The organism is Parabacteroides sp. AF18-52, from assembly GCF_003479145.1.
Lineage (GTDB): Bacteria > Bacteroidota > Bacteroidia > Bacteroidales > Tannerellaceae > Parabacteroides > Parabacteroides faecis.
Map to the genome: position 1 here is coordinate 41,373 of NZ_QUGR01000022.1, position 21,454 is coordinate 62,826.

Below are 21,454 nucleotides of genomic sequence, written 5' to 3' on the forward strand. Positions count from 1 at the left end.
CTATTAAAAAGAAAGAATATGAATTTGAAAAAATATATCGTATTACCGGTCATCGCTTTAACCGGTTTGGGATTGACGGGATGTTCAAGTGATTTTTTGGATAAAATCCCCTTGGACCAGCAGACTGAAGCGACTGCATTTGAAACGAATGATAACTTCAAAACGTATGCCTGGGGATTGTATGAATATTTCGACGGATTTCCAACGGATGGTGGTTATACACCGGCCAATATATCGAGTGAGTATGATACGGATAATATAATTTATGCCAATTCCGGAGGAGAGTCCGATTATGCATATCAGTTAAAGAAATTACCGGCGACCAGCGATTCCTGGAGCTTTACGTTTATCCGTCGTGTAAATATAATGTTGCAGAATATCGATGGTTCTTCCATGAGTGATGTCGATAAAGACCACTGGAGAAGTGTCGGTTACTTTTTCAGAGCTTTACGTTATTTCGATATGATGGCGGCTTATGGCGATGTGCCCTGGATCGACAGAGTGCTGGATGATACGGATACGGAAGAACTTTATTGTGAGCGGACTCCGAGAGACGAAGTCGCCAAACATATTCTGGAAGAGCTGCAATGGGCAGAAGAACATATCAAAGAGGATGGTACAGGGACAAATACGATCAATGTTCATGTTGTCAGAGCCCTGATTTCCCGTTTCGGATTGTTTGAAGGTACATGGCGTAAATATCACGGACTGAATGATAGCGAAACTTACCTGCGGGCTTGTGCAGATGCTTCAGAAAAGTTGATGAATACTTATCCTGCTATCATGTCTAATTATGATGATCTTTATAATTCGGAAGAATTGGTTGGAAAAACAGGGGTGATCCTGGCTAAACAATATGAAACGGATATGGTAACGCATAGTATCACACGCGTGATCCGCTCTTCGGCATGGTACGTCGACCTGACAAAAGATGCTGTTGACAGTTATCTATGTTCAGACGGACGTCCGGTTTCTACCAGTAAGGTGTATGAAGGCGATAAGGATCTGAATGCCCAGTTCCGTCACCGTGACCGCCGTTTATATTGGACGGTAGTTCCTCCATATAAAGTGAACCTGACAGGTGCCGCCGGTACATCATTCGGTTGGGAGCATACCGGAGTTGCCAGTGATCGTGAATATATTGACTATATGGAAGAAATAGGCGGCTCGGCGACAGGCAAGAGTTTACCGGTATCTAACTTCGTCGGGTATCAGGTTTCCGGTTTCCCTCATTTCCGTAACTACCCGAACGGACAGGGATTCCTTGTTAGCCATTTAGGGTTCTATTTCTGGAAATATTATAACCGTCACGTCGATAATATGGCGTTGCGTTCTTCTACTGTCGATTATCTGCTATTTGGTATAGAAGAAGTGATGCTGAACTATGCTGAAGCTAAATTTGAATTAGGTGAATTTTCTCAGTCCGTAGCTGATGCTACTATCAATAAACTTCGTGTTCGTGCGGTTATTCCATCTATGAATGTATCGGAAATAGATGCTTCCTTCGATTTGAACAGAGACCAGAGCGTAGATCCCGTGTTGTGGGAAATCCGTCGTGAGCGTCGTATCGAACTGATGGGTGACGGTTTCCGTTTCCGTGACCTGAAACGTTGGAAGAAAGGGGAATATGTGAATAAACAACCATTAGGCGCATGGGTGAAGAGCAGTAACTATGGAGGTAAGCTCAATATTCTCAATGGGGCTGATGAGGGATATTCTATCCTGTTCGCAAAACCGTCGGGATGGCTGGAAAAATATTATCTGGAACCTATCCCTACTCAGGAAATAGCGTTGAATCCTAAGTTAAAACAAAACCCGGGTTGGGAAACTGCCGAATAATTAATATCAATACTCTCTTAAAGGTTGTTTCCGGACTGTGTTGTCGTAGAAACAACCTTTATTATTTAATACATAAAATATGGATACTAGAAAATATTTATATATCGTTGCTTTTATTTTTTTATTTGCCAATGTTTCGTTTGCAGCCAAATGGAAGGCTAAACATGTCATATTGATCGGTCTCGACGGCTGGGGAGCCTATAGCGTGGAGAAAGCGGAAATGCCCACGGTTAAGAAATTGATGGCGGATGGTTCCTATACGTTGAAAAAAAGAAGTGTACTGCCATCTTCCAGTGCTGTGAACTGGGCATCCATGTTTATGGGGGCAGGTCCTGAATTACACGGATATACGGAATGGGGATCGAGAACACCGGAACTTCCTTCGCGGGTATTGAGTAAAGACGGCATTTTCCCGACTGTATTTGGCCTGTTGCGTGAATCGGAACCGAAGGCTGAGATAGGTTGTGTCTGCGAATGGAAAGGGATCCGTTATGTTGTGGACACCCTGGCGCTGAATTACGACAAGCATGTGGCCGAGGCTTCAAAAGAACCCGATGCTACGGCTCGTTATGCTGTCGACTATATCCAATCGGCCAAACCGAACCTGTGTGCGGTCATTTTTGATAACCCGGATCATATCGGCCATGCGGATGGCCATGACACGCCGGAGTATTATAATATGCTGAAAGTATTGGATGGTTATATCGCTCAGATCGTAGAAGCTGTAAAAAATGCCGGTATGCTGGATGATACGATCTTTATTGTTACTTCCGACCACGGGGGGATCAATAAAGGACATGGTGGTAAGACGATGCAGGAAATGGAAACTGCTTTCATTATTTCCGGAAAAGGAATCAAGAAAGGTTATGAATTTTCTGAAAGCATGATGCAGTTTGACACGGCAGCCACTATCGCTCATATATTCAATCTGAAACAGCCGCAGGTATGGATCGGCCGTCCGATGTTACAGGTATTTAAGTAATAAGGAAAAGTGACAGGAAAGAAAACAAAAATGAATAATCATATAAAAATAGCTTTAGCATTGCTGCCGGTACCTTTGTGCCAGGCAGCCGCTAAAGAAAACAAGACCACCCGCCCGAATATCGTTATTATTTACTGTGACGATATGGGGTATGGAGATATAGGTGTGACGGGACATCCGGATATAAAGACTCCTAATCTGGACCGGATGGCTCTGGACGGTATGCGCTTTACGAATTATTACAGTGCATCCCCGGCTTCAACAGCAAGCCGTTATTCCTTATTGACAGGACGTTATCCGGTGCGTGCCGGCTTCCGCTGGGTACTGAGCCCGGATGCAGAAAGAGGTATTCATCCCCGCGAACTGACGATGGCCGAATTGCTGAAAGAGCAGGGATATGCTACGGCTATCTATGGCAAGTGGCATCTGGGAAGTACGAAGAAGGAATATTTGCCTTTGCAGAACGGCTTCGATGAATATGTAGGTCTTCCGTACAGCAATGATATGATCCCCCCGAAATATCCGGATATAGCTTTGATGTGTGGAAATGATACGCTCAAAATGAATCCCGACCAGTCGGAACTGACAGCGCTTTACACGGAAAAAGCGATATCATTCATTAAAAAGCATAAGGAAGAAAACTTCTTTGTCTATGTCCCTTATGCAATGCCTCATGTTCCGTTATATCCCGGAAAAGCCTTTATCGGCAAATCCAAGAGGGGTACTTACGGCGATGCGGTGGAAGAGATCGACTGGGGAGTAGGGGAGATTTTGTCTGCTCTCAGGAAAGAAGGTCTTGATAAGAATACGATCGTTTGGTTTATGAGCGATAACGGGCCCTGGCTGCCCCGGAACGAGGAAGGCGGATCGGCCGGTATCTTCCGCGACGGTAAAGGCAGTACCTGGGAAGGGGGTGTCCGTGTACCTTGTTTCGTTAGCTGGGCGGGCCATCTGAACGGTCAGGTCAATGAAGAGGTTATAACTTCCATGGATGTTTTTGCCACTTCCGTATGGATGGGCGGTGCAGCTATTCCGACAGACCGGGTCATCGACGGAAAGAATGTAGCCTCTTACCTGGGATACGAAGGTGTGGCTCCGAAACCGGAAACGCCATTCTTCTATTTTGGTATCGACCATCAGCTGATGGCGGTGCGGAAAGGCAAATGGAAGTTGCATGTGAAAACATACAGCCAGTTGGGGCTGGATTATTTTAAAGGCGAATTGCCTTTACTGTTTAACATAAATACCGATCCTTCGGAGAAATATAATCTGGCTACCAAATATCCGGATATAGTAAAGGAATTGACGGCCCTGATAGAAGAAAAGCTGGAAGAAGTTAAAACAACCGGCGACTTTTTCAGTAATAACTAAGTATTATTTATACAAGATAAAAGCTGCCAGCAACAGGCTTATGGACATATCCGCATGTTTGCTGAAATAGGCTTTTATAAATTTGAGCGCCTCTGAAATATGCTCCTGCACGGTATTGACCGAAATACCTAATTCGGCTGCAATTTCCTTATGAGACATACTTTCGATGCGGCTCATGTTGAATATCTTCCGGCGTTGCGGGGGAAGCTGGCTGATTGCATTCTGAAGGATCACCTGATATTCAGTGTAGATTATTTTGGAGTCGATCGCTTCTTCCTCCGTAACTTTTTGTGTGGCAAGTATTTCTTTTACCTTTTCATCGATATCGATATCCCGGAAATAATTAAGTATCCTGTTGCGTGCCATTGTATAGAGAAAAGAAGAAAAAGAGAGGTCCGGGTTGATAAAGTTACGTGATTCCCAGATACGGATAAATATTTCCTGAACGATATCGTTGGCTTCTTCTTTTGATTTGAGTAAATGGAGGCAGAAGTAATACAATTTGTCTTTATAGCGCACATATAGTTCACTGAAAGCCGCTTCATCATTAAGAGTGAGTAAGATGGCTAATTCCGTGTCTGTTTTTTCTTTGATCCCCATGTGTGCGATTACATAATTTGGAACAATATTACAGATTTTTGGTGAGAAAAAGAAATTCCCGGTAGAATAACTGAAAAATAACAGCTCTACCGGGAATTTTGTATGATTGTTCAGTTGTTAAAACAGCTTTTCTGGATATTCACCAGCATCGACCAATGCCTGGATCTTATCGACAACTTCCTGACGGTCTTCCGGATAAGTTACTCCGAACCATTTGCTGTTCGTATCCAATACTTTTACAGTAGCCGTACTGGTGCTGATCAGCTTATCGACCATCAAAGGAATGAAAAATTCGCTTTTCAGATTTTCCATATTCTTCGGATCGCTCAGGAACACTTTGAAGAAATCTTTGCTGTAAGCGAAATAGTCGGGTGTGAAGCCCCAGAAGTTCATACTTACCGGAGTAGTGTCGGGAGTAGCCACCCATTCGCCGTCGTCGCCGATGTATTTAACTTCACCGTCCAGACGCTGGATCTTGGTACGTTCAACAACAGAAGTCAACAACTCGTTTTCGTCTGTGCTGCAAATACCACGGGAAACGGTACCGCTTTCGCTCAACGTATTTCCTACGCGGAAACCGACCATTGCATACGTGTTTTCAGAACCGTCAGGCAGTGCTGAAAGGAATTTGCCCATTACCTGGAAAGAATCGCGGCCATAGAAATCGTCACAGTTGATTACGGCGAACGGTTCCTTGATCACGTCGGCACCCATCATAACGGCATGGTTCGTACCCCATGGTTTTGTACGTTCTGCCGGGCAGGTAAATCCTTCGGGAAGATTATCGATAGCCTGGAATACTAATTCGCAAGGAATATGACCTTCATATTTAGAAATGATCTTATCACGAAAATCTTGTTCAAAATCTTTACGGATAACAAAGACGAGCTTTCCGAAACCGGCTTGAATAGCATCGTAGATTGAATAATCCATGATTGTTTCCCCGTTAGGACCCAGTCCGTCCAACTGTTTCAAACCTCCGTAGCGGCTACCCATACCGGCAGCCAGTAGAAATAATGTAGGTTTCATAATTCTTTTATTTTAATTAGATAGTGTATTTTTCATTCTGCCGACAAAGGTAGAAAACAATTGATAATACACAATTGTGATTTGTGATTAATTTCTGTTTAAAACTCGAACAGCCAAGCAATATTCCCCTGGTTTGAGATTGTCGGCAACGATAAAATATCCCTGTTCCAACGAACCTGCAGAATGCTCCTGCCAGTTATCGGAAGGGGTAGGGCGGTACATGACGAGCACTTCTTCCGGGCCGTCTTTCAACAGCTCGCTGTCCAGATACTTTTTATCGATCGTAAACGTTCCGCTTAACGAACAGGAAGCAGGGATATGACCGGCTATGCGCCAATAATGAGTATCCGATAAAAGAATATCCGACTTTGTCTGCATGGCGTCCGGTGTCACCCAATAATGTTGTAAATAGACATTTACCGGGTCCTTAACCTGCTTACACTCCAGTTCAAGGTTATACCCGGGCAGAGAATATTGGCCGGGATTATTGATTGATAACTGCCGGGTAAAAGAAGCTAATGCTACATCGTTGTTTCTGTTGACGACCCAATAAGCCGGTTTGAACGGAGTTTGCGTCATGAACGAAGGTTTTTCTCCGGTCGCCGTCACTTCTATCTCCGTGCTTTCTTTCCCTGTTTCGTCGAACAGAGTGATCGGGACACGTACATTATGCCCGTATTCGTTGGCATGGCATAATTTCTGTTCCAGAAAGATTGTTTCCTTATATCCGTCGTTCACCTGCGTGGAAACGATCGAATCGATCTCGAACGCCGGAAATCCGGGTTGTTTTATCCACAGGTTGAAAAAATCATCCAGGTTTTTCCCGGTATGGGCCGACAGGAAGTCTTTGAATTCGTCGGTTGTGACATGCCGGAAGGCAAAAGTATCTATATAGTCTTTCAGGGCAGGTATCAGCAGGTCATCACCGAGGTAATAACGTAGCGTATGCATCACGGCAGCTCCTTTGTAGTACGTCGCTATGCCGTAGGTGTGTTCCTGCGGCATTCCCTGTAAAGGATAATAACCTCCGTCGTAGTTTAAGGAACTGGAAAGAACGAACAAAAGATTACCCTCAGAATCGTTTTTTGCCTCTTGTTGTGAGAACAGGTCCTGAAATACCAGTTCCTGGCAGAAGGTCGTGATCCCTTCGTTTAACCACATGTCTCCGGCTGTGGCACAGGTCACTTTATTCCCGAACCATCCGTGTATCAATTCGTGAATGATATATAACTGATAATCGAGGGTAGGCTGTGGATTCATCGGCATGGATATATTCCCCACATGCTCCATAGCACCTCCGGGACTGTTGACGGATACGTATCCTACCCGGTCGAACGCATATTCGCCGAATCGTTTTTCCATGCTCTCCAGTATTCCGGGGACGATCGCATAGGCTTCCCTGGCATTTTCGACCTCCTGGGGTAAAACGTATATATCGATAGGCAGCGTTCTGCCGACTTGTCGGTGGCTCATTTCGATCTTCCGGTAATCACCGACCGCCACATTGACCAGATATTCCGGGATTGGCTGGTTGACAGTCCAATGCCATGTGGTCGTTCCATCCCCGTTGGAGACCGTATCTTTCAGCAATCCGTTCCCGATCGCTTTCAGGCCGCTTTCAACTCTGAAATGAAGGTCGAAAGTACTTCTCGACCGGAAATCATCGACGGCGGGAAACCAACCCCGTCCGTAGCTATGGGGGATATCATTGATCGATGCTCCCATATTATATGCCATTCGCAGACTGTCGTTAAACAAGAATCCTCCAAATTCGGCAGCAGGCGGGGTACCGTGGTATGCGATGGAAACCACCGATTTGTCACCTTCATTCAGAGGGGAAACCAATGGTATCCGCAGCAAAGTATCATTGTATTGATAACCGGAAAGGAGCGAACCATTCACCCAAATACTGTCTATTTCCATTTGTCGCAAAAGCAAAGGAACATATTTCAGGTTATCCATCTTACTCCGGATGGATATATCCGCTTTGCCGTATAATGTCTGGTCTTTGAAATTACGGATATCGAAGTGCAGATTGTGGTGGGTGACTTGTATAGTATCGTAAATCCGGAATTCTGTTTGAGCATGAACGGTCTGCCCCGTTAATAAACATGCCAGTAGTATTTTTGGTAAGAGTTTCATTCGAGTGAGATTATTATCCCGCAAATGTATACAATTTAAAGGAGGCGCAAACCATCCTACCGGCACGAATTTGTCGGCAGGATGGTAAAATACGATGAAAAAGTTACTTCACTTCCAGTACGACGATCGATTTGGCAGGAAGATTGATATTCAGCCGGCCTTTTTCCACTTTGGCACCGTTGAATACTGTCGGTTTAACCACGTCCGGTTGCTCGAAAGTGTTATGGTCGTTGATGGAACCGGATGTCAGTATCCGGCCACTTACCCCGGATATCTTCTCGCTTTGCAGGTCGAGGGATATATTTTGTGCATTGTCGGTATCCACATTGGCGAGTGTGATATGGATCGAGCCGTTCTTGTCCTTCGAAGCAGATGCACTCAACATAGGAACTTCCCGGTTGTCACGTACTTTCGTTTTATCGCAGATCAGATCCATCGGAAGATATGTGGCATCCTGATGTACTTTATACATTTCAAAAACATAGTAAGTTGGAGTGAGCAACATCTTCGGGCCGTTCGTGAGGATCATGGATTGAAGCACGTTGACGATCTGGGCGATATTGGTCATTTTCAGGCGATCGGTGTATTTGTGGAATACATTCAGTGAAAGAGCGGCGACGAAGGCATCGCGCATCGTATTTTGCTGATACAGGTGTCCGTTGATCGTTCCCGGTTCTTCATCCCACCAGGTGCCCCATTCATCGAGCATCAGGGCGACGTTCTTTTTCGGATCGTATTTATCCATGATGGTAATGTGCTTTCTGATCACATCCTCTATTTCCAGGCACTTGCCCATCGTCCAGTAGAAATCGTCTTTATTGAAATCCGTTGCCGATCCTTTGCTTCCGTTCCAACCTGCGACGGTGTAGTAATGCAGGGAAAGCCCGTCCATACGGCCGCCTACGTTTTGCATCAGCACTTCCGTCCAGTTGTAATCATAGTCGCTGGCACCGCTGGCAATCTTGAACAGGCGGTTTCCGTCGTAATTGCGGCAATAAGTAGAGTAACGCCGGTACAGATCGGAATAGTACTCCGGACGCATGCTGCCGCCGCAACCCCAGCTTTCATTTCCTACCCCGATGAATTTGACCTTCCATGCTTTGTCGCGACCGTTCTGGCGGCGCAGGCGTGCCATCGGGCTGTCGCCTTCCGAAGTCATATATTCAATCCATTTCGCCATTTCTTCCACGGTTCCGCTACCGACATTGGCACTGATATAAGGTTCGCATCCGAGCAGTTCGCAGAGGTTGAGGAACTCGTGGGTCCCGAAGCTATTGTCTTCAATCGTTCCGCCCCAGTTGTTGTTTACCATTTTCGGACGGTTCTCTTTCGGACCGATACCGTCCATCCAATGATATTCATCTGCAAAACAGCCTCCGGGCCAGCGAAGATTAGGGATTTGTAAGTTTTTCAACGCATTGAGAACATCGTTACGGTATCCCTGTGTGTTGGGGATATCGGAATCGGGACCGACCCAAAGTCCGCCATATATACAGGTTCCCAGATGTTCGGCAAACTGTCCGTAAATATGTTTACTGATCTGTTGTGTTCCCTGTTGGGGATACACACGGATACTTGCCTCTTTTTGGGCAAATAAGGGTAATGCCAGAAATGCGAGGGCACTGATGAATAATTTTTTCATGATATGATACTGTGATTTTTTTTTATTACGTGTCAAAATTACGTTATATTTTCCAAACCACAGTATCATTATTCGGTCAAAATAGGGGATTTATCGATCAAAATAGGGTAATAATTGTTTTTTCTACAAATATTCTACTCTATTTGTGGCAGATCGATAGCGTCCAACTTTCTTAATGTTTCCAATCTGAAAGCTCCGGGCCAGGCGACCAGCCATGAATTGATCCTGTCAAAACGGGGAGCTGCATCCCAGTTCCAGTGACTTTGCAGATAGGCTTCATTCTGGGAACCGACGGGGCGGACACGTCCGTTGATCACTAATGTTCCGTCGGAGATCAATTGGCAACCGTTATTCCAGATGGCGATTGCTTTTTCTTTCCATTGGCCGTCACCGGTCAGTTTAGCCAGTTCCAACCATTCCGGCACCCAGAACAGGGCGTATGGATCCAGGTGGTGATGCTGTACGGAAACCGAAGTACCACCGAATGTCTTATAATTGTATTGGGTGAAATTATCGTCTTCCGGGTAAACACCGTTGTAATGCCATAGCCAGGTCGATAAATAGTAGGAGATAGCAACGGCATCGTCCAGGTATTCTTTGTTATTTGTCAGCTTGTATAATTTCAAGGCCGAACGCAGAAGGGAGATGGACGATTCCTTGTCGATACACCAGGTATCCAGAGCACCGGCGGTAGAATATCCTTTCGTTTTCAGTTCACTGACATAATGATCGTATGCCCTCGTACCCGAAACAAAATAAGTGCTGTCTTTAGATCTGGTGAAAGCCTCCAGCATCGGAGGGACCAGGAAACAGCCGATCGTACCTTCCCGGTAGAAACATTCTCCGTTCGAGTACCAGCCCCGGGCATATACGCCATTGGTCTGCTGGTCGTTTTTGGCAAAGTCGCAGATGCCGAAAGCCAGGCGTTCGTATTCCGGCCTGTATAGTCCGCATGCTTTCACGAGGTCGGCTGCTTCAAAATAATTAAGGGCTGCCGTTCCCAGGTTGCAGGCATCTAAAACGATGTTGTCATTCAGATTTTTCTGATTGGAGACGCGGTCGTAATTCGTGATAAAAAGCCCGTTGGACAGCTGGCAGAGTTTGGCCCATGCGTCGAGAGTTGCCAACCCTTTTTCCAGGGATTCCTTATTCTTATATTTAATGTAATCGAAAAGGAGGGAATTGGCAAAAGAAGCATTTTGTCCGCACCAGCCGATCTCATAACCTTTCCGCTTGCTCCATCCCCCGCTTTTATCCGGCGAGAAACCGATCGTAAAGCCTCTGAAAGCTCCGTCTTCCACCCATAGATACTCTTTGGCATACCGAAGACCTAAGTTCCAGATTTTTTCAGGAGGATAAATATCTGTTCCCTGCTTGTCTGCCCGGTCCCAGGCTTCGCGTAAAAAGTGGCGTATAGCGTAATGGTGCGGCTGGAGGTCGCTGACAGTAAGATAGGCAGTCAATGTGATCGTATCTCCTGCAGATAGTTTTTCCTGTTTTTGATATCCGGGTTTGTACCGGTCTCTGGCTGCATACATAACAGGTTTTTCCTCTTCCGGCCATATCAGCCGGTGTGTAGTGGTTTGTTTGTCCGGCATCAGCGAACAGGAGAAACTTTCTTTTTCATTTTGAGGAACATCGCTCCACATGGCAACGGCAAATCTGGTTCCTTCCGAGTAGGTTGCCCCGGGTATGGGCGTGCTGCGATAAGAATACGTTCTCCATTCTCCGTTCTGTTGTGCGCCTTTGGGTTCTTTTCCACGTCCCCAGTTGTTCCCGTTGTAGGAGACGGAAGGGATCATCCAATAATCTGAAGCAGATCTGTGCACGAAATCCAGACAGATTCTGGCTCGTTCGATATTTTCCAGCGCAATATACCGGCTGGTGATCTTAAAGGTACAAGAATCGAGTTTTTCAATCTGATCCGTACGGTTCATTCCTTTGGTTACAGATGGATTCAGTTCTCCTACAATGGTCTTTCCGGACATGAGAACCATTCTGTCATCCTGATTCTTCCAGCGATATGTATCCTGGGTATGACAGGAGCAAAGGACAAAGCATAAAATGAAATAGAATGCGTGTAACTCCCTTAATGTTTTCATAACCAAATAACTGATGAATAAGTGTATACAAATGTAAATAAAATATCCGGATAAAGTGCTCAAAATGAACATAAAAAGAGAGTATGCCGGGATTTTTTGGCATACCCTCTTTTAGATTGTTCAATTTACCGTGCTGACTGCTTTATTCAATTTCCGGTCTGTCGCTGTTACCTCCGTTGTTTTTTACAACCGTTTCTCCTTTTTTCTCAAAGCCGGTGTCTTTGCGGGCTTTACGCAGGGTAGTACCCGGGCTGAAAACGATTCTCGGAATTTTGATCATATTGGTTTGAAATTCATCTTCCGTGGCAGAACCGGTCGAACCTACCCCGTAGCGGAAATTTCCGAATTCGCCGAACTGTACCCGTCTTCCGGCAGCCAGGTGTTTTCTTATCAGGTAGTTCATACGGTCGATGACTCCTTTCACCTGGTTGGAGGGGATACCGGCTTCACTAATCTCACCCAATAACTCTTCAAACCCGACCAGATCGGAATAAACAGGTTGTGCATATAGCTTTACCGGAGTTTGATTTTTATCATTCCCTAAATTTTTGCGCTCAACTAAACGATACTTTACTGACATAATCTTACATTTTTTAGTGTTAATAGAATTACTTTGCTTGTTTTCGAAAACATTACAAATGTAACCCCTCTCCAAAACACCAAAACGGTTTATCAGGGAATAGATAGGAATAAGAAGGATTAAAGAGGAATAGCATCTATCGGTAACATCTCGATTGCGTGATTATTCCTTAAATGCCAACTCAAGAAGTCATTCAGTAACCATATGATATTTATATATGTGAAATCGTTGAATAATCAGTCTAATTGCTTGGCACATTGGGTGTAAATATCTACATTTGCAGTATATAAAAATGAAAATAGTATGTTTATTTTCATTTCTTCAAAGTACTAATATGGAACAGAAACAGGCTATCATATCAAAAATAAATCGAAGTAAGAAGGGAACGATATTCTTACCAGACAGTTTCATGCCGATTGATACGCGCCACGCAGCCAATGTTTTGGCCGAACTTGCTAAGGTCGGAAAACTTGTGAGGGTGGCTTTTGGCATTTATGTAAAGCCTGTAATGTCGAGTTTCGGCCCGGTAATGCCTACACCATACGAAATCGCTGAAGCTGTCGCCAAACGTGATGACGCAAAATTATTGCCTCATGGCACGACTGCAGAAAACTATCTGGGTTTCTCAACACAGGTGCCGATGAACATAATATATCTGACTTCCGGTACCTCGCGGAAACTTAAAATAGGGAATCGCATAATTACACTCAAGCATCGTGTGCCAAGCACTTTTGCATATAAGGGAAAGATAATGCCGGTTCTTGTATTAGCATTACAGTCCATCGGGCAGAGCAATATCACAGACGAGACGCTTGATGTCGTGTATGGTGTTCTAAAAAAGAACCCGGAAGAAAGTACCTGGCAAGAAGATATTGCCCACGCGCCAAACTGGATAAGATTGATAATAATGAACACTAAAGCAAAGATATACGGCTATGAGCAAATGGATTGATGTATCGGCTCCAGACAGACAGCAGTCTGCACATATTGTTGCCGAGGAAAAGAGAATAAGTGAAGGTGCTGTTGAAAAAGACTGGTGGGTAACCGCCATTCTTAAGGTATTGTTCACCCTATCTCCATCACCATATATGTTTTTCAAAGGAGGTACGAGCTTGAGTAAAGGCTGGAACCTGATTGACCGTTTTTCGGAGGATATCGACATTGCTCTTTATCGAGACTTCTACCTCAATGAGCTAGGCAGAGAATGTGCAAAGGCTGCAACAAACAACCAAGTCAAGAATTTACGCATCGTTAATCGCGACTACATTATCGGAGAGTTCGCAGACGAACTGAAAAAGAAACTTTCCGAAGCGGGTCTTGGCGAGTGTAAAGTATTGCCTGTGACTCATAAGGAAGATGGCATCCCCATTGACCATGACAGCGATCCTGTTGTGGTTGAGGTTCATTATACACCGAGGCTTGAATCCGATCAATATGTGCGCCCTATAATCAAAATCGAAGTTAGCTGTCTCTCAATGAAAGAACCATACGAAGTCAGGCATATATCATCGCTTGTGGGTGATAAATTCCAGCAAATCGACGATGAGATTGTAGCTGACATACCGACAATTTCCCCAATCCGTACATTCCTTGAAAAAGCATTTCTTCTCAACGAAGAATATCAACGTAAAAACCCACGTACTGATCGTATGAGCCGACACCTCTACGACTTAGAGCGACTGATGGACACCCCATTTGCCGCCGCAGCTCTCACCGATATGCCGCTCTATCAGGAAATCATCGAACATCGCCGCCGTTTTTATCACGTCGGAGGTGTGAACTATGACCTCAATCTCCCGGTAACAATAGCTTTCTGCCCTACTGGAGAACTCAGAGACAAAATGCGTATTGATTATGACGCCATGAAGTCTTCCATGATTTACGGCGACAAACTCTCCTTCGACACCTTAATCTCCCGCCTTGAAGTCCTCCAAACCCGATTTCAGACAATGGACTAATATGTAAAGATTGAAACGGCTATGGAGCACTATATATTTATATCCATAGTGATAATCGCAATATATGGAGTTGTGAATACAATTAGTCGTCTAATTATAGGTTTCTGTTAATATGTTCGGGTATATTGATTTATTCGTTATTCTCATATGAGTTGACTTTATTTTTATGATTCTCCAGATAGTTATCAATAAGAAAAGGTACATGGAAAGCAAAAGTGATGTTGGGATAAATCTGTTTGATTAAGTGGCCTATCCTGAGCGCTTCTTTACGAAAATTCTCATTATCGGTAGTTGTTGCTATCTCAGATATATTGTAACTTATAACATTTCCTGTACTATCACTTTCTAAAACAACATATACATATCCTTCAATCTTGTTTTCTAATTCATATTCAGGATATATCATATTCTCTTTTATAAAGTTACCGATTTTCTCAGAAGTCATTACAGGAGCCTTTCCCGGTTTAGTTGATACCTTTTTGGGGGTTTGGCTGTTTTTGTTTTTAACAGCAGTTTCCTGGGGGAGAATATTCGCTTGCGATGGACTGGACACTTTGTAAATGTTGGAGTTTGTTAGTTCTGCATAACTGAAATAGTCTTCATCCAGACCTTTCATGAAAACGAATATTAGCCCGTTAGGTGCTATATTGAATACGGGATAAGTATTGGACGGTAATTTTATTTCATTGATTTTCTCAAACTGCGAATTTATGATAGTAAGAAATGTCTCTTTGTTATTAAATGCCGATTTGTCGTTACTTTTATCTGTATGTATGCGGTAATAAAGATTTCTATACTCGTCGTATTGCATATTATGAAAAAACAGCGAATGTAAATAGTGGTCAAATACCCCTTTCATATTGGCGTTTTTGTCTAAGCTTTCAGATAAATTGGGGGTATAATCACTTTTTATATTATATTCATAGGTCTGTTTATTTGTACGATCGTATATATATACGTATGATGAGTTTGCAAAATTGTATATAATACTATCCCCTTTGCTTAATATCTGGGCAGTCGCTAATTTCCCATAATACTTATTTGTTACGGTAGAAGGAAAATACGCAGGAAGTAAATTCACAGTCTCTTTTTCTATATCTATTGTCGCAATACAGGATTTATCCTTTAGTGCCAACGGGTCTGTTATATTGATGGGTATTATTAATTCATTGTATTTTTTATCGAATATGAGATTTTCAAAATTGGATAATGTAATACTTGTAGGGAAAAAAGAATATATGTTTTGATCGATGAGGTTGTTTAATTTGTCTTTGGATATTTTCCGGATGATTTCTCCCCGATGATTCATTAGTATATAGTTCGTTTCATTTTGAATGAAAATGGAATCACCACAAACACAAAAGGCCTCTATGTTTGTTATTCCATTTGCCCCTTCACGGTCTATCTTTAATTGGTTAATGAGTTGTTTCGCCGATAGATCGAATATATCGATGCAATGTTGTAATTTATTGAAACAATAGAAGTTATTTCCATAGACTCTGTTTCTTTGTGTAGTATATGTTTGAAGACAACTGTCTCCGATCGACATCTTTACTGTATCGATCGAATAATCTTGATTGAAGGAAATTGTCTTGTGATCTTTACATGAATTGAAAGAAATGATTGCTATCAACACTATAGTCCAATTAAACAAATAAAGATCAGTTCTTCTTTTTTGGGGTATCATAAGGTAACTTTTCTGTATTTTACTAACATTATTACAGGATTTGAATCCTCTTGCAGTTCCGCTGCAATGTCTTTCAATTTCCCTTTCAATTGTCCTTTTGCATAAGCCTCAATAAGTTCATGGGGTTCCATTTTTTGCCAAAATGCGATTTCACTGTTAGTGGTTTCCTGCATTGTAAAATTCACAGGGCCTTTTTCAGGAAAATCATTATTGAGCATAGTATATTCAAATAATGAATTTTCTTTTTTGTCATATACCAACTGCGTTTTCGGGAATCCTTCGTTTCTTAACAAATTGGCTTCCATTGTTATTGTTTCCATGAAATGGTAGCGATCGGTAAAAATGCAGGGCAAGAGGAATACGGCAGGTTTCATGGATTGTATGGACGGTGTCCTTGCCATAAAAGGGGATAAACTATAATCTTGTGAGATTCTGAATATCGTATCGGAAGAAGGTTCCATAAGAAGCCAACCATCGTGATAAGGGATGATAGGATAAGGGCGAGGTGCAGCTCCTGTATTTCCTGCATGGTTGGTTATTCCCCATTCTATTTTCTTTTCAAAATAGATTCGAAAATCTTTGACAACATTTCCATTTTGTTTGGATATAAGCACAAATAGTTGATTATCTGTGTCTTTACCTTTCTGGGCAGATGGTGATTCTCTGGCGATCAAAAAATCTGAGTTATAATTACTTGCATTAATCCATTTAACTTTGTCTCTATGGATGTTTCTTAAAAAATTTCCATATAAATCATATACTAATACGTTTCTGATTACTTCGTCAACATATATTTCGCCTTTATCCTCATCCAAGAAAACACTTAGGTTAAATATGTATTCTTCAGAGCCTTGTCCCTTACGGTTGAACTTTCTCAAACCTTTGCCGTTTCTGTCAAAGATAAAAATGTCACCATCGTTGATGACGTTCTTCACTAATATAATTTCTTTGCCTATAGCTTGTACAACGCCTTGGCAAAGAAATTCGTCTGTAGACTCTAACGGAATATATTCTATATCCATAATATCCTGAAGAATTAACTCCTTCAGGGGGTATTTCTTACTGACATCAACCGTGATGAAAGTGTCCTGTGTAGCAACTGTGCTGGTGTTATTATTGGAGCTGTTCGATTTTTTATTACCTCCGCACCCTGTTGCTATTATCAGGAATATAGCTAAAATTACGTCAACTCTTTTCATCTAAATCTAACTGTTTGCTATATTAAAATCAGATCATCGGTGTAAATGTATTCATTATTTATACGTTTTGAAAATATTTCTTTAAAATAAATCAGACTTATTCTAGTTTATAAATCAACCGTAAAGTACTGTTTTCCATCTGGGAACCAATGATTCCCCGGTGCGGAAAATCTTTGTAACCGCCGCATAATGATATTTTTCTTTTCAGGATTGCTTTTTTCATTGTTTTAGATTTAATGAATGACTTTTAAAAAACGATTCCACCGAAATTTATCAGTATATGGATCGACCGATTTCCAAATAATCCAGGCTTTCCCTACAATATATTCTTCGGGCAGTAATCCCCAGTAACGTGAATCCATGTTGCCGAGAGGCATTTGTACGCCTTCCACATGAAAGAATCCGTTTCGGATGGATAAGGTATCTCCCGGTATTCCGACACACCGTTTGATGTAATATTTGAGTATATGCATTTCAATTTTATCCCAACTGTTTGGATGTGGAAAATTGAAAACCAGAATATCATTGCGTTTTATCCTTTTAAAACCGGGAATGCGATAAATTTCTGATTACCACCAATATATCCTCCCGTTTTTATAGGTGAAAATTCTTTCTGTAAAATACGGATCTGCCGGTTTGTCGGATTTTATGAGATACAATGCCTCGGATGGAATGTTCTTGAAAGTGATGCTTTCCCCATTGCCTTTGACTGTTTTTTCCTCTATCCACTTGTTGTCCCAATAATACAAAGTGTAGTTTGTCCGGTTATCCACCTGTATTCCCGACTTGGGAATAATTGATATGGCAGTTATTTCCGTTTCTTTGCCCAAATCGAATGTAAGTATCTTCTCTTTAGGGGTATCTTTATCGAAAGAACCCAGAAAGCCGGTTCCGGATAAACCATCTACGATTTTATAAAGTTCTTTTACTGAATCCTTCGAAACATTTGCGGTTACGCGGATATCCGGTATTTCTTCTGGTCGGCTCTCGTTTTTTTCATAAAACGTAATTTCACTGATGGCAATGGTCTTTTGCGGCAAAGCCAAACAAATCTTCTGGTACTTTCTTGAGGTATCAAATGTGATATAATTGCAGTAGCTATCTATCGAATCTGTCAATGTACATAAAGTATCCTTCCGTTCTTCACTACCGGATATATAGCATCCGATCCAATGGGCACCGACAAGTGTGTGGGTGAGACCGGTACTTAAAGGAGTTATCGTGTTGACCGTGATCTCTTCTTTTTCATGTCGGTTGGGAGTAACCTGTTTGCATTTATCGTTTTTATCAAGAATAAAAGGTGGAGCGGCAGGTATGACTTCTCCGTTTTGGTAGAAAGCCGGTAAATACACGATGCCACGTCCCATATTTTTGAAAATGACTTTTTTCTTGTTTATTTTCCCCCATTGAACAGGATGCCAGGTCATTTTCAGGGCGTTGTAGACACATAAATAACAATAACAGGTATTCTCGGGAATGTTTTCCGACAAGTCTATCGTTACGTCAGACGTTTGGAAGTATTCGGTAGAGACATCTCGTATCCAAGGGTTTTTGAATAAATTAGGAATGTTGTTCGGCTTTTCGTTCTTGTCTGCCATCGGTCCGGTCAGATAGTATTCGTATGATTTTCGGAACACTTTCGGCAGCCTGAACTTCGATGCTTTCAGATCGATAAAATCACTGTTGCCGTACAGTTTGTTGTACTTCCATCTGTCTTCATCCCAGAACGGTTCGAAGGGATGAGTTTTTCCATCAACAATTAATGCGTTCCAGCTATGTCCTTCCGAGCGGTTTCCCCACATTGGTACAAAGTCAATGGCGACAGCCATTCCCAAAGCAGACATGAGGTGCGCGTTGAATTGGGTTTGCATATCGCATATTCCTCTTTTGATCTGTTCATATCCCGCGATATTGCATATCGGCATGGAAGCCGCATAACCGGCACTATTCATTATATCGCTATACAAAAAGTGCAACGAATCGGTTACCTCCCTGAAATCTTTTGACACATCGTCGAATATCCCATGATGGCGGTCATAAAAAGTCTTTCGGTTATTATCGAGACAGAATTTGTCACTGAATCGGTAGGGTAGGATATATTTGCAAAACTCCTCAAAAGGGGCGTTTTTTGTATAAACATTTTCTTTCCAAGCCTTGAATGCCAAATTTATTTCTTTGATCAACCAATCCGCTTTAACCGTTTGGGCATCTTGTATGTTGGGATACTTATATAAATTGATTTTCACTCTTTCTTCATTCCACAATTCATTGATCTCTTTCCTCCAGTCATTCGGTCGTTTCCAATCGTATTTTTGGGAAATGGCCACATGCTTTTGGTAAACCGGTTGTAAGAGAGGGATAATGGAAGGATCATATCCCGTGTGTCCGGTCATATTCATAATCAGGAAGCGGGCGGCAGCCTGTTTCAAAGAATCACCGGCATAATATGAGAGTACTTTCTCCAACTCTCCTCGGTTGTTCCCAGCAAACGCCAAGGCTTGTTCCAGGCGTAGGTCATCTGGAGAGGTACAGGCTGTCAGGAAAAAAGACAGGATGAGGATTGTTTGTAGAAATAGTGAGTATTTCATTTGATTATTATAAATTTAATTCATTTAAATCAATATAGTACACTTCATCCGTATCATGATTTTGTGTGTAAAGTCTATTCTATATTGAAGCAAATTTTTGTTATAAGAAATCTAACTTGTATGCCAATATTTGATCGTTTTCGTCTATACCATACAGGGTCTTATTTTTTTCATTGATACAGCAGTAGGATACATTGGCATTTAAACGAACTTTATATTTAAAATTTCCATCCCAATCATACACATTCAGTATGGTTTTTGCAGCTTCGTCTTTTCTTAATCCCCAAATCAAAGAGTCTGTGGCAAAAGCCTCGTAATGTATTTGATTTTTTTGTTCTATTGCTAAAAGAGAATTTAACCCATTGTCCGATAAACCTAATTTTGTTTTCTTCTTCGTGTTTAGATCGATAATAACAATGGCATCCATATAGGTATAAAACAAAGCTATTTTATCTTTGTGACAGGGGCGAATGGCCGGATAGGCACTGTAAATTAAACGATTCTCTAAAGATATATCTTTCAAATCGTTGATGTAAATTGTGTCATATACTTCGTTGGAATGGTAATTCCATTTTACATAGAAAGGGTTGGGATTCTCTTTTATGGTTTGAGACCGAATCGGGTCTTTGGTCAGTAGAAAAACAGAATCGCTTAATTCGAATACGGCATTGGATTCTTCAAATAGGGCTTTTGATTTGCCGGAAACAAAATTGACTTTTCGCTCAAATACTACCCTATTGTTTTGTACGGACTTATTAATATCCAGTAAACCCATAAAATTAGGAAAAGATTGTATCCAAATAAAAGAGTGGTTATTTTGTTGATAATACTGGTTGAAACGTGTGAATAAGACGATTTCGTCCGGTCCATTTCCTTTGCTTAAAATATTATCGGACAACTTGCGTCCTTCCAAATCGAAAATCCTTAAGATTTTACTTTCATGTCGTTGGACAAAAACTAAAAAGCTATCCAGTGAAACGATGCCGGTTGGATTTAACAGATCAATCGGTAATATTTGGGGCGATACCTCATATTCCGTCATCTCTTCTTTTACGTATTTTATATCGAAAGAATTACTTTGTTGCTTTTTACATCCCATCAATGCAAAGCAGAATAACAAACAAAATGCATATTTCATAATCGTTAATTTTCTCTATTGTTTCAATATCATCTAAAAAGTTATTATACCATAACTTCTTAGATGATAAAGGTTAATATGTGGTGTTATTAATCACAAATACCATTATTGGCACAAATGTTACCAGTATTAAATGTATTGGTAACATTTACCAACCAGTGTTATACCCCAAGCTGGTTTTTGTGAAGTAGCTGCACCACAGGGATATTTTACGGATTCGTCAGTTGAATATTGACTACATGTTAAATAGATATTACTATCATATCCACTAAAAGCAGTATAACAAGTTTTTTCTACTATAGGTCCCCATCCTTCTTCGTTAGCCAGTGCTTCCACATTGGCTAGTGCTAAATTTGACATTTCAATTTTATTTTCATTCTGCTGGTAGTTCCAGCTTGCTGTAATTGCGAGTGCAGCTATGAGTGTTGCGCCAAAGAATTTCTTGTTCATCTTATTTATAAATTTATTTCGTTATTTTTCATTGCAGGTAATTCTCTATCTTTGTCAACCTTATTCGGATTTAGATAGTCGAATGATATCTGTATCATTCTGTTTTGCCGGTTATATTACCATCATACACCTCCTTTTCGGGGTCTC

General features: G+C 41.9%; 16 protein-coding genes and 1 pseudogene. 5 read left to right on the forward strand and 12 right to left on the reverse strand.

Annotation, left to right across the window (positions count from 1 at the left end):
• Positions 1-18 precede the first annotated feature (18 nt).
• The 3 genes from DWX23_RS22255 to DWX23_RS22265 all read left to right on the forward strand — a co-directional run bounded on the left by DWX23_RS22255 (position 19) and on the right by DWX23_RS22265 (position 4,192).
• Complete coding sequence (locus tag DWX23_RS22255; RefSeq protein WP_122376114.1) at positions 19-1,839, forward strand: RagB/SusD family nutrient uptake outer membrane protein; 1,821 nt, start codon at positions 19-21, stop codon at positions 1,837-1,839.
• Positions 1,840-1,918: 79 nt separating this feature from the next.
• On the forward strand, positions 1,919-2,821 hold the full coding sequence (locus tag DWX23_RS22260; protein ID WP_122356991.1) for an alkaline phosphatase: 903 nt from the start codon (positions 1,919-1,921) through the stop codon (positions 2,819-2,821).
• Positions 2,822-2,851: 30 nt separating this feature from the next.
• A complete protein-coding gene (locus tag DWX23_RS22265) occupies positions 2,852-4,192 on the forward strand; it encodes a sulfatase (RefSeq protein WP_122376115.1) in 1,341 nt (446 codons plus the stop codon).
• A 3-nt stretch (positions 4,193-4,195) separates the two neighbouring features.
• Here DWX23_RS22265 and DWX23_RS22270 read toward each other — a convergent pair whose 3' ends face one another.
• The 6 genes from DWX23_RS22270 to DWX23_RS22295 form a co-directional block, all read right to left on the reverse strand.
• Positions 4,196-4,792 (reverse strand): RNA polymerase sigma-70 factor, encoded by a 597-nt coding sequence (locus tag DWX23_RS22270; RefSeq protein WP_122356988.1) that lies wholly within the window; start codon positions 4,790-4,792, stop codon positions 4,196-4,198.
• Between the two features lie 117 nt (positions 4,793-4,909).
• Positions 4,910-5,821 (reverse strand): nucleotidyltransferase, encoded by a 912-nt coding sequence (locus DWX23_RS22275; RefSeq protein ID WP_122376116.1) that lies wholly within the window; start codon positions 5,819-5,821, stop codon positions 4,910-4,912.
• Positions 5,822-5,908: 87 nt separating this feature from the next.
• On the reverse strand, positions 5,909-7,963 hold the full coding sequence (locus DWX23_RS22280) for a M1 family metallopeptidase (protein ID WP_122376117.1): 2,055 nt from the start codon (positions 7,961-7,963) through the stop codon (positions 5,909-5,911).
• A 103-nt stretch (positions 7,964-8,066) separates the two neighbouring features.
• Positions 8,067-9,605 carry an alpha-N-arabinofuranosidase gene (locus tag DWX23_RS22285; RefSeq protein WP_122376154.1) on the reverse strand — a complete coding sequence of 513 codons (1,539 nt, stop codon included), beginning with the start codon at positions 9,603-9,605 and terminating at the stop codon, positions 8,067-8,069.
• A 134-nt stretch (positions 9,606-9,739) separates the two neighbouring features.
• Positions 9,740-11,707, reverse strand: a complete 1,968-nt coding sequence (locus DWX23_RS22290) for a hypothetical protein (protein ID WP_233587746.1) — start codon at positions 11,705-11,707, stop codon at positions 9,740-9,742.
• A 142-nt stretch (positions 11,708-11,849) separates the two neighbouring features.
• On the reverse strand, positions 11,850-12,287 hold the full coding sequence (locus DWX23_RS22295) for a DsbA family protein (RefSeq protein WP_122376119.1): 438 nt from the start codon (positions 12,285-12,287) through the stop codon (positions 11,850-11,852).
• Positions 12,288-12,621: 334 nt separating this feature from the next.
• Between DWX23_RS22295 and DWX23_RS22300 the strand changes: the two genes are divergently transcribed.
• Both DWX23_RS22300 and DWX23_RS22305 read left to right on the forward strand, forming a co-directional pair.
• A complete protein-coding gene (locus DWX23_RS22300) occupies positions 12,622-13,239 on the forward strand; it encodes a DUF6088 family protein (protein ID WP_122376120.1) in 618 nt (205 codons plus the stop codon).
• On the forward strand, positions 13,223-14,245 hold the full coding sequence (locus DWX23_RS22305; protein ID WP_122376121.1) for a nucleotidyl transferase AbiEii/AbiGii toxin family protein: 1,023 nt from the start codon (positions 13,223-13,225) through the stop codon (positions 14,243-14,245). Before DWX23_RS22300 ends, DWX23_RS22305 begins: the two co-directional genes overlap by 17 nt.
• Before the next feature lie 130 nt (positions 14,246-14,375).
• Here the strand turns inward: DWX23_RS22305 and DWX23_RS22310 are convergent, their stop codons facing one another.
• The 6 genes and pseudogenes from DWX23_RS22310 to DWX23_RS22335 all read right to left on the reverse strand — a co-directional run bounded on the left by DWX23_RS22310 (position 14,376) and on the right by DWX23_RS22335 (position 21,307).
• Positions 14,376-15,932: a DUF4221 family protein gene (locus DWX23_RS22310; RefSeq protein WP_122376122.1), complete on the reverse strand. Its 1,557-nt coding sequence runs from the start codon at positions 15,930-15,932 to the stop codon at positions 14,376-14,378.
• A complete protein-coding gene (locus DWX23_RS22315; RefSeq protein ID WP_122376123.1) occupies positions 15,929-17,131 on the reverse strand; it encodes a 6-bladed beta-propeller in 1,203 nt (400 codons plus the stop codon). Before DWX23_RS22315 ends, DWX23_RS22310 begins: the two co-directional genes overlap by 4 nt.
• A gap of 233 nt (positions 17,132-17,364) precedes the next feature.
• Positions 17,365-17,700, reverse strand: a pseudogene (locus DWX23_RS22320) (S26 family signal peptidase); the annotation flags it as partial.
• A complete protein-coding gene (locus tag DWX23_RS22325; RefSeq protein ID WP_199673367.1) occupies positions 17,701-19,719 on the reverse strand; it encodes a discoidin domain-containing protein in 2,019 nt (672 codons plus the stop codon).
• Positions 19,720-19,819: 100 nt separating this feature from the next.
• On the reverse strand, positions 19,820-20,857 hold the full coding sequence (locus tag DWX23_RS22330) for a hypothetical protein (protein WP_122356972.1): 1,038 nt from the start codon (positions 20,855-20,857) through the stop codon (positions 19,820-19,822).
• A 129-nt stretch (positions 20,858-20,986) separates the two neighbouring features.
• A complete protein-coding gene (locus tag DWX23_RS22335; protein ID WP_122356970.1) occupies positions 20,987-21,307 on the reverse strand; it encodes an NVEALA domain-containing protein in 321 nt (106 codons plus the stop codon).
• Between the last annotated feature and the right edge of the window lie 147 nt (positions 21,308-21,454).